Raw genomic sequence first — 12,880 nt, forward strand, 5'->3', positions numbered from 1 at the left:
GCGTACGGCAGCAGCAAGGCTGGCAATCACCGCCACCACCGCTGACGACATCGCAGCGCCAAGGGAGTCTCCATGCAGTACGAGCACTATCTGAAGTCCATGTTCGAGCCGCAGTCGGTCGCCATCGTCGGCGCCAGCGAGCGGCACGACTCGATCGGTGCGGTCCTCATCCGCAACATGCTCGATGCGCGCTACAACGGCGCGCTGCACGCCATCAATCCCAAACACGATTCGGTTCACGGTGTGCCGTGTGTGGCGCGCCTCGACGACCTGCGCAAGCGTCCCGATCTGGCGGTGATCTGCACTCCGGCGGCCACGGTGCCCGGACTGATCGAGGAATGCGGCCGGGCCGGCATCAAGTCGGCCGTCGTCATCAGTTCCGGCTTCGCCGAATGCGGCCCGGCAGGTGCCGAACTGGAACGGCGCACCCGCATCGCGGCCAAGCGCAGTGGCGTACGCATCATCGGCCCCAACTGCCTCGGCCTCATGCGACCGGCGATCGGCCTGAACGCCACCTTCGCACGCGCTGCCGGCATCCCGGGCAGCATCGGTCTCATTTCTCAGTCCGGCGCCATCTGCACCGCCCTGCTCGACTGGGCACAGACGAATGGCGTCGGCTTTTCGACCGTGGTGTCGCTGGGTGCGTCGATCGATCTCGATTTCGGGGAAATCCTCGACTACATGATTGCCGACCCGCGTACCGAAAGCATCTTCATGTACATCGAAGGCATCCGCGATGCGCGCCGCTTCATGAGTGCGGTGCGCGCGGCCGCGCGGGTCAAGCCGGTGCTTGCGATCAAGGTCGGGCGTCATCCGGCCGGCTTGAAGGCGGTGGCGTCGCACACTGGCGCCATGGTGGGCTCGGACGACGTGTTCGACGCCGCGTTGCGCCGCGCCGGCGTGGTGCGCCTGTCGAACATGGGCCAGATGTTCTCGGCGGCCAATGCGTTGTTCACGGGCTTCAAGCCTTCGGGCAAGCGGCTCGCCGTGGTGACCAACGGCGGCGGACCGGGCGTCATGGCGGCGGACCGGGCGGCGGATCTGGGCATCGAGCTGGCCGCGCTGTCGCCGGAAACGATGGCGGCGCTCAACGGCGCGCTGCCGCCGACCTGGTCGCACGCCAATCCGATCGACCTGATCGGCGATGCCGATGCCGCGCGTTACGGCGCAGCACTGAAGGCTGTGCTGGCAGATCCGGGTGTCGACGGCGTGCTGACACTGCTGACGCCGCAGGCCATGACGCAGCCGACTGCCGTGGCGGAAACCGTCATTGAAATCGCCGCCACCGCGCACAAGCCGCTGATGACCTGCTGGATGGGGGGCGAACAGGTGCGCGCCGCGCGTGCGCTGTTCGAGGCGGCGCATTTGCCGACCTTCCGCTCGCCCGAGCCGGCGGTCGAGCTGTTCCACCACATTTCGTCCTATTACCAGAACCAGCAGTTGTTGCGCCATGCACCCGCCTCACTGGCGCAGGATCTCGATCCGCCGTCGGTCGAATCGGCGCGTCTGGTGATCGAGACGGCGCTGTCGGAGCGGCGCACCGTGCTGACCGAAATGGAATCGAAGGCGCTGCTGGCCGCTTTCCGCATTCCAATCGCGCAGACCGTGGTCGCGCGCAGCGCGACCGAAGCCATGGTGTACGCCGAAGAAATGGGCCTGCCGGTCGCCATGAAGATCGATTCGCCCGACATCACGCACAAGAGCGATGTCGGCGGCGTGCGGCTGCATGTCGACAACCTGCGCGCCGTGCGCGACTGCTGGCAGGAACTGATGGCGGAAGTCGGCCGGCGCAAGCCCGATGCCCGGCTGACCGGCGTGTCGATCGAACCCATGGTGACCAAGCCGAATGCCCGCGAGCTGTTCGTCGGCGTACTGCATGACGATGTGTTCGGGCCGGTCATCAGCTTCGGCCATGGCGGCACCCGCATCGAGGTGCTGCGCGACCGCGCGGTCACGCTGCCGCCGATCAATGTCGAGCTGGCACGCGATGCCATCCAGCGCACCCGGGTCTCCGCCATGCTGGGCGAATTCCGCGGCATGCCGGCGATCGACATGGACGCGCTCGAACGGGTGCTGATCCGCGTGTCCGAAATGGTGTGCGAGCTGCCGTGGATACGCGAGATGGACATCAATCCGCTGCTGGTGGACGAAAACGGCTGCGTGGCGGTGGATGCGCGCATCATTCTCGCCGACGTGTTGCCGACCGCGACGCCCTACTCGCACATGGCGATCCATCCGTATCCGGCGCGGCTGGAACACGTGGTGAATCTGCCCAATGGCGCACGCGCCATCATCCGCCCGATCCGGCCGGAAGATTCCGACCGCGAAGCCAACTTCGTGCGCGCCCTTTCGCCCGAAACACGCTATCTCAGATTCATGAGCACGATCAAGGAGTTGCCGGGCCCTCTGCTGGCCCGCCTGACGCAGATCGACTACGACCGCGAAATGGCGCTGGTGGCGATCACCGGTGATGGCGACAGTGAAGAGCAGATCGGCGTCTGCCGCTATGTCGTCAATCCGGACGGCGAATCGTGCGAATTCGCCATCGTCGTTGCCGATGCCTGGCAGCGTCAGGGCCTGGCCCGCACGATGATGAACCTGCTGATCGAAGCGGCGCGCGAACGCGGCCTCAAGGTGATGGAAGGCGTGTTTCTCGCCAACAACGAACGCATGCTGCGTTTCGTGCAGAGCCTGGGCTTCCACATCAACCGCGACCCGGAAGACAGTTCGCTGTTCAACGGCGAACTGGACCTGCGTCCGTCGTGAGCGCGCTGCCCGCCCGCTGCAGCTGGTGCGGGCAGGACCCGCTGTACGTTGCCTATCACGACACCGAATGGGGCGTGCCGGTGCGCGATGAGGCGGCGCTGTTCGAACGGCTCATTCTCGAAGGTGCGCAGGCCGGTCTAGCGTGGATCACGATACTGCGCAAGCGCGAAGGCTATCGGCGCGCCTTCGACGGTTTCGACGCCGGACGCATCGCGCGCTACGGCGACGAGGACCGCGCACGCCTGCTGGCCGACGCCGACATCGTGCGCAACCGGCTGAAGATCGACGCCACCATCGGCAACGCGCGCGCGCTGCTGGCGCTGCACGAGCGCGGCGAAACACTCGCCGGACTGCTGTGGGACAGGGTGGACGGCCAGCCGCTGATCAACCACTGGCGCCGGCCGGCCGACTGCCCGGCCACGACCGACCTGTCGGACCAACTCTCCAAACAGCTCGCCCAGCGCGGCTTTCGCTTCGTCGGCAGCACCATCGTCTACGCCTGGATGCAGTCGGTGGGCGTCGTGAATGACCATATGGTCGACTGCTTCCGTCACCGCGAACTGGTGCGTCCTCTGGCCTGAAATGCGCGAACCGCCCGGTGTACGGATAGTCTGTGCACCGTCTGCCTGCCCCCTTCCCCCGATGTCCGACCCGGAAATACCGTCCGACGAACCGACGCGTGCCGACATCCGGCGCATTGTGGCGTCGTCTTCGCTCAGCCGGCAGTTGCGCGCCGCGCGGGCGAAGCAGCAGCGCGAGCAGGCGGCGCGGCAAACAGGCGAGCGCGTGCCGCCCCGGCCGGCACGACGTGCCCGACATGCCGGTGGTGCGCTGCCCGACGTGGCCGCACTGCAGCTGCGCATCGAAGGGCTTTACGCCGAGCGGGGTTGGCGTGTGTTCGAGTTCCAGCGCGCGGTGTGGGCCTATCTGCAGCAGGGCCGCAGCGGACTGCTGCACGCCGGCACCGGATCGGGCAAGACCCTGGCGGTGTGGCTCGGGGCGCTGCTGCGGGCCGCGGCCCAGCCCGCCCCGGGGCTGCGCGTGCTGTGGATCACCCCGATGCGCGCACTGGCCGCAGACACCGCGCTGACGCTGGGCGAGTCGGCGCGCGTGCTCGGTCTGGACTGGGAGGTCGGCCTGCGCACCGGCGACACCGGTTCGGCCGAGCGCGCCCGCCAGGCGCGCGCGTTGCCGCAGGCGCTGGTCACCACCCCGGAAAGCCTCACGCTGATGCTGTCGCACGACACCGCGCGCGAACACCTGTTCGGGCTGTGCGCCGTGGTGGTCGATGAGTGGCATGAACTGATCGCCAACAAGCGTGGCGTGCAGACGCAACTCGCGCTGGCCCGGCTGCGTCAGTGGAATCCGGCGTTGCTGGTGTGGGGCCTGTCGGCCACCCTGGGTAATCCGGACCACGCGATGCAGGTGCTGTGCGGTCCGGGGGGCGCACGGGTCGCCGGCGAAGTCGACCGGCCGGTCAAGCTGGACAGCCTGATTCCGGCGCGCACCGAACGCTTTCCGTGGGCCGGCCATCTGGGCGTGAAGCTGCTCGACGCCGTGCTGACCGAACTGGACGCCAGTCCGTCGACCTTGCTGTTCACCAACACGCGGTCGCAGGCCGAGCTGTGGTACCAGGCGCTGCTGGCGGCGCGCCCGGACTGGGCGGGACTGATCGCGCTGCATCACGGCTCGCTGTCGCGCGAGGTGCGCGAGTGGGTCGAAGCCGGGCTGAAGAACGGCACGCTGCGCGCCGTGGTGTGCACCTCCAGCCTCGATCTGGGGGTGGACTTCCTGCCGGTGGAGCGCGTGCTGCAGCTGGGCTCGCCGAAGGGTGTGGCGCGCCTGATGCAGCGCGCCGGCCGCTCGGGCCACGCACCCGGCCGCACACCGCACGCCACCTGCGTGCCCGGCCATGGCCTGGAACTGATCGATTCGGCCGCCGCGCGTCGCGCGGTCGCGGCCGGGCGCATCGAACCGCGCCACAGCCCGGAGGCGCCGGTCGACGTGCTGGTGCAGCACCTGGTGACGCTGGCGCTGGCCGGCGGTTTCGACGCCGACGCACTGAAGGCGGAAATCCGCACCACCCATGCCTACCGTGCGCTGGACGACCGCACCTGGGACTGGGCGATGGATTTCGTCAGCCGCGGCGGCGCCTCGCTGGCCGCCTACCCGGATTACCGCAAGGTCGAACGCGATGCCGACGGCCGCCACCGCGTGCCGCGCGCCGACATCGCCCGCCGCCACCGCATGCAGATCGGCACCATCACCGCCGATTCGGCGGTCGATGTGCGCTGGGCGAGGGGTGGAAAGAGCGGTGGAAGGAGCGATGGAAGGAGCGGCGGTCAGAGCGCCCCCGCGTCCGGCGCTGCGGCATTGGCCGGCGGCCGGCTCGGTCAGGTCGAGGAATCCTTCATCGGCCGTCTGAAGCCGGGCGACTGTTTCCTGTTCGCCGGCCGGGTGCTCGAACTGGTCGCCGTGCGTGACATGCAGGCGCTGGTGCGCGCCGGCAACGCGGCGCGCGGCACGGTGCCGCGCTGGGCCGGCGGACGCATGCCGCTGTCCAGCGAACTGGCACAGGAAATCCGCACGCTGATCGCACTCGCCGCGCAAGGCGAGTACCCGGAGCCGGAAATGCAGGCGCTGCGCCCGCTGCTCGACGTGCAGCGCGGCTGGTCGGCGCTGCCGCGCGAAGATGAACTGCTGATCGAAGTCATGCAGTCGCGCGAAGGGCATCACGCCTTTTTCTTCCCGTTCGCCGGCCGGCCGGTGCATGCCGGGATGGCCGCATTGCTCGCCGGCCGCATTTCACGCAGTCGGCCGATCACCTTTTCGCTGTCGTTCAACGACTACGGCTTCGAGCTGCTGTCGGCCTCGCCGGTCGACTGGGCGCAAGAAATCGCGGCCGGTCTGCTGTCCGGCGACGCGCTGGATGCCGACATCGAACATTGCCTGAACGCGGCCCAGCTCGCACGCCGCCGCTTTCGAGAAGTCGCCCGGGTGGCCGGCCTGACCTTCCAGGGCTATCCCGGACAGGGCAAGAGTGCACGCCAGCTGCAGGTCAGCAGCGAGTTGCTGTTCGACGTGTTTTCGCGCCACGACCCGGACAACCTGCTTCTGCACCAGGCGAAGCAGGAAGCCCTGAAGGACGAACTGGATGCCGACCGCATCGCCGGCACGCTGGCTGCGATGCGCGCCGCCCGGCACTGCATCACGCGTCCGCCGTCCATGACCCCGCTTGCGTTGCCGCTGCTGGTGGCGCGGCTGCGCGAACGGCTGTCAAGCGAACAGCTGTCCGAGCGGGTGGCACGCATGGTGGCGCTGCTGGAAAAAGCGGCCGGGCCCTGAGCCATGCTGCAAATCGACCTTGCCGGCGAATCGCTGACGCTGCTCGCCGAACGTGCGCTGTGGTGGCCGGCGCAATCCACCCTGCTGATCGCGGATGCGCATTTCGGCAAGGGACTGACCTTCCGCGCGCGCGGTGTGGCCGTGCCTTTCGGTACCAGCGACGACACGATGGACCGGCTGGCGGCACTGCTCGCCCGCACGGGGGCGGCCCGCGTCGTGTTTCTCGGCGACCTGCTGCACGCCCGCGAAGCACGCCAGCCGGCGTTGATGGCGACGCTGGCCGGGCTGCACGCACCGGGCGTCGAGTGGGTGCTGGTGCGCGGCAACCACGACATGTACGCAGGGGTGCCGACCGAACTGGGGCTGACCGTGGTCGACGAGCCCATGCTGATGGCGCCGTTCGCGCTGTGCCATCACCCGGATGCGCGACCGGGCCATTACGTGCTGGCCGGCCACGTCCATCCGGCGTTGCGCGTCGAGGCGGGCGGCGACCGGCTGCGCCTGCCCTGCTTCGCCTTCGGCCCGGATGTCGGCCTGCTCCCGGCCTTCGGCAGCTTCACCGGACACATGACGCTGGCGCCCGGCGCCGGCATGCGCTGCTTCGTCGCCGCTGCCGACCGCGTGCTGGAAGTGCCGCATGCCTCGGCACGCCGGCGCGGCAAGGCCTAAAATGCAGCGCTTGCACGATCTGTCGCGCGTCGACACACGTTTTCCGGAAACCCAATGTCAGCCATCCCGAACGCCCTGAACACCGCCTCGCTGCCTGCGCTCTACAGCGCAGAGGCGCTGCGGCGCATCGAGCGACACTACGCACCGCGCAGTTCGCCGCGCCTGATGGAGCGCGCCGGCGCGACCGGGGCGGCCAAGGCGATGGAAATCATGGGTGGCCGGCACGGCCGCGTGCTCGTGATGTGCGGGCCGGGCAACAACGGCGGCGACGGCTTCGTGATCGCCAGACAGCTGCGTCAGACCGGCTTCGACGTGGTCGTTGCCTACATCGGCGACGAGCATGCGCAAGCCACCGACGCCGTATCGGCCTGGGCGTCCTGGCGCGCCATTGGCGGCGTCACGCTGCCACGGCTGCCGGCGGGCGAGTATTCGCTGGTGGTCGATGCGCTGTACGGCATCGGCCTGACCCGGCCGGTCGAGGGCGAACACGCGGCCTGGATCGATGCCGTCAACGACATGACGTGCCCGGTACTGGCCATCGACGTACCGAGCGGACTGAACGCCGACACCGGCCGCGTGCTGGGTCGCGCCATCCGTGCGTCGCACACGGCGACGATGATTGCGATGAAACCCGGCCTGCTGACGCTGGACGGGCCGGACCACTGTGGCGAGCTGTCGCTGCACGATCTGGGACTCGACTGTGCGCTGGTCGCGCGGCCGTCCGGCTGGCAGGTCGGCCGCGCGCTGTTCGACCACCTGCTGCGTCCGCGCGCGCGCAACAGTCACAAGGGCACCAACGGCAACGCCGTGCTGATCGGGGGGGCGCGCGGCATGGCCGGTGCCGCGCTGCTGGCCGGGCGCGCCGCCTTGAAGGTGGGCGCCGGTCGTGTCTATGTCGGCATGCTCGACCACGCTGCCCTGCCGCTCGATCCCGAACAGCCGGAACTGATGATCCGCTCGCCGGGTGAAGTCCTGACCGGCGATCTGGCAACCTGTGTCGCCATCGGACCGGGCCTGGGTCAGAGCCCGGCGGCGCTTGAACTGATGCGCGAGGCGATTGCCACCACCGCCACGCTGGTGCTCGACGCCGACGCGCTGAATCTGTTGTCGCAACACCCGGATCTGGCGCAGGCGGTGCATGACCGCAGTGCGCCGACACTGCTCACGCCGCATCCCACCGAGGCGGCGCGCCTGCTCGGCAGCACGACACCGCAGGTGCAGGAAGACCGCATCGCCTCGGCCTGCGCCATTGCGCGCCGCTACCACGCCGCAACCGTGCTCAAGGGATGCGGCAGCGTGATCGCACTGGCCGACGGACGCTGGTTCATCAACACCACCGGCAATCCGGGCATGGCGTCGGCCGGCATGGGCGATGTGCTGACCGGGCTGATCGCCGGCCTGCTGGCGCAGGGCTGGCCGGCCGATCTGGCGCTGATCGGCGGCGTGCATCTGCACGGGCTGGCGGGCGACCGGCTGGTCGCGCTCGGCAAGGGACCGAATGGCCTGACCGCCGGCGAAGTGATCGAATCGGCGCGCGCCGCCTTCAATGCGCTGATCGCCGGCACCGATCTGCAGGAAGTCAGCCATATCCCGCTCTGACCGCTCGCAGCCGCTGATCGGCGTCATGCTGATGCTGGCGGCCCTGTTCTGCTTCGCCGTACTGGATACGACCGGCAAATACCTGTCGCAGCGTTATCCGGTCGGCGTACTGGTCTGGGCGCGCTATCTGGTACCGGCCATCGTGCTGGGCGCCGTGCTGTACCCGCGCATGGGACGCACCCTCGTGGTCACCGCACGCTGGCGGCTGCAGATCGTGCGTGCCGCGCTGCTGGCCGGTGTGTCCTTCCTCATCATGGGTGGCCTGCGCACGATTCCGATGGCCGAGGGCACGTCGCTGTTCTTCATCACGCCGCTCATCGTCACGCTGCTGGCCGGTCCCGTGCTGGGCGAGCGGGTGACCGGGGCGCACTGGCTGCTTGCGCTGTTCGGCTTTTCCGGCGTGCTGCTGATCGCCCGCCCGGACGGCGACCTGCCGCTGGGGCCGGTGCTGATGCTGCTGGCCGGCTCGCTGCTGTACGCGCTGTACCAGCTGGCGACGCGCACGCTGGCGCCGACCGAGCGACCGCTGACCACACTGTTCTATACCGCGCTGATCGGCGCAGCCATCTCGTCGGTGGCGTTGCCGGCCGCCGCGCACAGCGATATTCCAGGCTGGCAGGACACCCTGCTTGTGCTGTCGCTGGGCGTGTCCGGCATGGCCGGTCACTTCCTGCTGATCCGCGCAATGGCCTTCGCGCCGGCGTCGACGCTGAGCCCGCTCATCTATGTACAACTGGTCTGGGCGACGCTGATGGGCTGGCTGGTGTTCGGTGACCTGCCGGGCGCCAGTGCCATCGGCGGGGCGGCCATCATCGTGGCCAGCGGACTGCTGAGTGCCTGGCTGGCGCACCGACGCTGAGCGTGTCCGGTGTGACTGCCGCCGCATGGCGCGCACGGGCGCGATGCTAGAATCCGCCGCTTCGATCTACCGGTCACTGCCATGCGGGAAAATGAACAGCTGTCCATCGAAATCCAGCGCAATGTGTCGCAGGCGCTCGCCGAGGATGTCGGCACCGGCGATCTGACGGCACGCCTGATTCCGCCCGGGCGTGCTGCGCAGGGCCTGGTGACGGCGCGCGAGGAAGCGGTGCTGTGCGGCCGCGACTGGTTCGAAGCCTGCCTGCGCGCGCTCGATCCGAAAGCGACGGTCGCCTGGCATGTACCGGAAGGCGAATGGGTGGCGCCGGACCAGAAGCTGTGCGAAATCCTCTCCGAAACGCGTGCCTTGCTGACCGCCGAACGTGCTGCGCTGAATTTCGTGCAGCTGCTGTCCGCCACGGCCACGATGACGCGCCGTTTCGTCGATGCCATCGGCGGTACGTCGGCGCGCATCGTCGATACGCGCAAGACATTGCCGGGCCTGCGACTGGCGCAGAAGTACGCGGTACGCATCGGCGGCGGGCTGAACCACCGCATGGGGCTGTATGACGGCATCCTGATCAAGGAAAACCACATCATGGCGGCTGGCGGCATCCGCCCGGTGCTGGCACGGGCGCGCGGCATTGCACCGTCGAACGCCTTCATCCAGATCGAGGTGGAGACGCTGGCGCAGCTGCGCGAGGCACTGGACGCCGGCGCCACCATGGTGCTGCTGGACAACATGAGCATCGACCAGATGCGCGAGGCGGTGGCGATCAATGACGACCGGGCAGAACTCGAAGCGTCCGGCGGTGTGGATCTGGACCGGGTGCGCGCCATCGCGGAAACCGGTGTGGACCGCATTTCGATCGGCGTGCTGACCAAGAACGTACGCGCGATCGACCTTTCCCTTCGTCATGTCGAACGCTGAGCGTCCGGCACACTCGACCGACACCTGCGGAGACCTGGGCTGATGTGGTTCATCCTGTATTACATCGTTGCAATCACCGTACTCATCCTGCACTTCACCGGTTTTCTGGCCCGCAACAACATCGAATGGCTGGTGTTTGTGCTGGCCGTGACCGTGTTCCCCGCGGTGCTCTACCTGTAGCAGGCGCCTCGTCCGGCACGTTTCCGGACTGACCTGCACCGCAGCGGCTGCCTGATCGGTCAGCCGCGCTCCCCTATCGATGTCTGCCTGACGCCCGCCAGTGCGATCGCGCACGGGGGGTCAGCTGTCGTTGCGTGATGGATGAATTGTAAAAGCGTTGTGAGAATCATTTACATTTCGGTTACCATTTGTGCGCAAATTACCCGGGCCATCCAAGGCAGCAATCCCCGCAAGGAGCACGCATGAAGCAGCGATCAAAAGACAGCCCGTCCGCCCGTCACGGTGCAGGCAGCAGAACAGCTGGAACGTCCCTCGAACTGCGGGGCCGCAGCCTGCTGCCGCTGGGTGCGGCGCTGATGGCCGGTGGTTTCAGTCTGGTGGCGCAAGGCGCCGAGCCGGCGACGAAAGACAACGTGCAGCGAGGCAAGGTGCTGCCGGAAGTGAGCGTCGAAGGTCAGGCTCCCCCGCCCTACAAGGCCGAAGTGCTGTCGTCGCCGAAGCGGCCGCAGGCGATTCAGGACATTCCGCAGACGGTGCAGGTGCTGACCGAAGAGATGCTGGAAATCCAGGGCACGAAAACCCTGCGCGATGCGCTGCGCAACGTGACCGGCATCAGCTTTCAGGCCGGCGAAGGCAATCCGCCGTCCGGCGACCAGTTGAAGATCCGTGGCTTTTCGGCGCGCGACGACATCCTGGTCGACGGTGTGCGCGACACCGGCGTGTTTTTCCGCGATCCGTTCAACGTCGAAACCATCGAAGTGACCAAGGGCCCGGCATCGGCATTTGCCGGTCGCGGCTCGTCCGGCGGCACGATCAATCAGGTGTCGAAGGCGCCGTCGCTGAAACAGAAGCGCGAAATCGAGGCCGGCATCGGCACCGACAGCCTGTACCGCATCACCGCCGACATCAATCAGCCGCTCGAAAGCATCCGCGGTGCCTTCCGGCTGAACCTGATGTCGCACCAGAACGACCAACCCGGCCGTGACGAGGTCGAGAACAAGCGCTTTGGCATCGCACCGTCGATCGCCTTCGGCCTGGGTACGCCCACCCGTTTCACGCTCAGCTACATGTACATGCGGCAGGACAACCGGCCGGATTCGGGTCTGCCCAACTCGCGCAACGCCAGCCTGCAAAATTCAGGGTTTGGCGGCAAGGTGGCGCCGGTCAACTACGCGAATTACTACGGTCACAGCACCGACTACCAGGACCTGGAAACCCATCAGGCCACGTTCAGGTTCGAACATGACTTCAACGACAAGGTCAGCGTCCGCAACCAGCTGCGCTACGGCCACACGAGCAATGATTCGATCTTCTCGTCGCCGCGCTTTTCTCCCGGCGGCCTGACCACCCTCAACGCGAATACGCTGGTGGTCGGCAACCAGAAGCCGCGTGACCAGGACAACGAACTGCTGATCAACCAGACCGACCTGACGTTCAAGTTCATGACCGGGGCCATTCGTCACCATCTCGTGACCGGTCTGGAACTGTCGCGCGAAGACAGCGAGAACAAGCGCCGCCTCGACGCCAACGGCCCGGCGACCAATCTGCTGGATCCGCAGTTGCGTGCCGCCGCGTCGATTGCCTACAACGGCACGCGCGCCCGGCTCGATCTGGAAACCACGGCGCTCTATGTGTCGGACATCATCACGCTGACGCCGCAATGGGACATCAACGCCGGCCTGCGCTGGGACCGTGTGAAGACGAAGGTGCGGGCGCTGAATGACGGCCGCGTGCCGGGCTACAGCCAGGACCTGTCGCGCACCGATACCGAGGTGTCGGGCAATGTCGGCCTCATCTTCCGGCCCATCCCGACGCTGAGCCTGTACGCCGGCTACGGCAGTTCCTTCGATCCGTCAGGCCGCGCCGAAATCGTGCAGCTGGCCGGCGGCAACAACAATCTTCCGGTCACCGTGGCCGATTTCAACCTGAAGCCGGAGCGCACTCGAAGCTATGAAGTCGGTGCCAAGTGGAATGCGCTGGGCGAATCGCTGCTGATCCATGGCGCCCTGTTCCGCACCGAACGGTTCAACGGCCGCACGCGCGGTCCGGCAGACATTGCGACGGTGCTCAATGGCGTACAGGAAGTGCAAGGCATTGAACTGTCGGCCACCGGCCGCGTGACATCACGGCTGAACCTGTTTGCCGGCTACACCTTCCAGGACAGCGAAGTGAAAAAGTCGAACGACGCGGTGCAACTCGGACAGGAACTTGACAACACGCCACGCCACACCTTCAATGCGTGGGCCACCTACCAGCTGACCAATGAACTGAGCGTCGGTGGCGGCGTGCAGTATGTCGATACCCGGAACAACATCATCGCCAGCAGTGCCAGCACCGACCTCGTGGTCGTGGTCGACGATTACTGGCTGTTCGATGCAGTCGCGCTCTATCAGGTCAGCAAGGACCTCAAGCTCAGGCTCAATGTGTACAACCTGATGGATGAGAAATACCTGTTCGAAGTGGCCGGCGGCCAGAGCATCCCGGGAGCCGGTCGCGCCGCCGTGCTGTCGGCCATCCACTCGTTCTGATCCT

The 12,880-nt window shown here is 67.3% G+C and carries 9 protein-coding genes; all 9 read left to right on the forward strand.

All coding sequences use genetic code 11. The features are described from left to right. Window positions 1-72: 72 nt before the first annotated feature. The 9 genes from ACTIFF_RS07665 to ACTIFF_RS07705 all read left to right on the forward strand — a co-directional run bounded on the left by ACTIFF_RS07665 (window position 73) and on the right by ACTIFF_RS07705 (window position 12,876). Entirely contained in the window at window positions 73-2,766 is a 2,694-nt protein-coding gene (locus ACTIFF_RS07665; RefSeq protein ID WP_439536299.1) for a bifunctional acetate--CoA ligase family protein/GNAT family N-acetyltransferase, read from the forward strand. Then, window positions 2,763-3,347 carry a DNA-3-methyladenine glycosylase I gene (locus tag ACTIFF_RS07670; RefSeq protein WP_439536300.1) on the forward strand — a complete coding sequence of 195 codons (585 nt, stop codon included), beginning with the start codon at window positions 2,763-2,765 and terminating at the stop codon, window positions 3,345-3,347. The genes ACTIFF_RS07665 and ACTIFF_RS07670 overlap by 4 nt, the downstream gene beginning before the upstream one ends. A 61-nt stretch (window positions 3,348-3,408) precedes the next feature. Further along, entirely contained in the window at window positions 3,409-6,111 is a 2,703-nt protein-coding gene (locus tag ACTIFF_RS07675) for a ligase-associated DNA damage response DEXH box helicase (RefSeq protein ID WP_439536301.1), read from the forward strand. 3 nt (window positions 6,112-6,114) lie between these two features. Continuing rightward, window positions 6,115-6,780: a ligase-associated DNA damage response endonuclease PdeM gene (gene pdeM, locus ACTIFF_RS07680; RefSeq protein WP_439536302.1), complete on the forward strand. Its 666-nt coding sequence runs from the start codon at window positions 6,115-6,117 to the stop codon at window positions 6,778-6,780. A gap of 54 nt (window positions 6,781-6,834) precedes the next feature. Next, the gene (locus ACTIFF_RS07685; RefSeq protein ID WP_439536303.1) at window positions 6,835-8,379 is read left to right on the forward strand and encodes an NAD(P)H-hydrate dehydratase; all 1,545 of its coding nucleotides are present in this window, start codon (window positions 6,835-6,837) and stop codon (window positions 8,377-8,379) included. 25 nt (window positions 8,380-8,404) lie between these two features. Next, window positions 8,405-9,238, forward strand: a complete 834-nt coding sequence (locus ACTIFF_RS07690) for a DMT family transporter (RefSeq protein ID WP_439536304.1) — start codon at window positions 8,405-8,407, stop codon at window positions 9,236-9,238. A gap of 81 nt (window positions 9,239-9,319) precedes the next feature. Next, window positions 9,320-10,168 (forward strand): carboxylating nicotinate-nucleotide diphosphorylase, encoded by an 849-nt coding sequence (nadC, locus tag ACTIFF_RS07695; protein WP_069037342.1) that lies wholly within the window; start codon window positions 9,320-9,322, stop codon window positions 10,166-10,168. 42 nt (window positions 10,169-10,210) lie between these two features. Further along, window positions 10,211-10,348: a hypothetical protein gene (locus tag ACTIFF_RS07700; protein ID WP_190295037.1), complete on the forward strand. Its 138-nt coding sequence runs from the start codon at window positions 10,211-10,213 to the stop codon at window positions 10,346-10,348. Window positions 10,349-10,590: 242 nt separating this feature from the next. Then, the gene (locus tag ACTIFF_RS07705; RefSeq protein WP_439536305.1) at window positions 10,591-12,876 is read left to right on the forward strand and encodes a TonB-dependent receptor; all 2,286 of its coding nucleotides are present in this window, start codon (window positions 10,591-10,593) and stop codon (window positions 12,874-12,876) included. The last annotated feature ends 4 nt before the right edge of the window (window positions 12,877-12,880 follow it).

It is taken from the genome of Methyloversatilis sp. (assembly GCF_051861465.1).
GTDB lineage: Bacteria > Pseudomonadota > Gammaproteobacteria > Burkholderiales > Rhodocyclaceae > Methyloversatilis.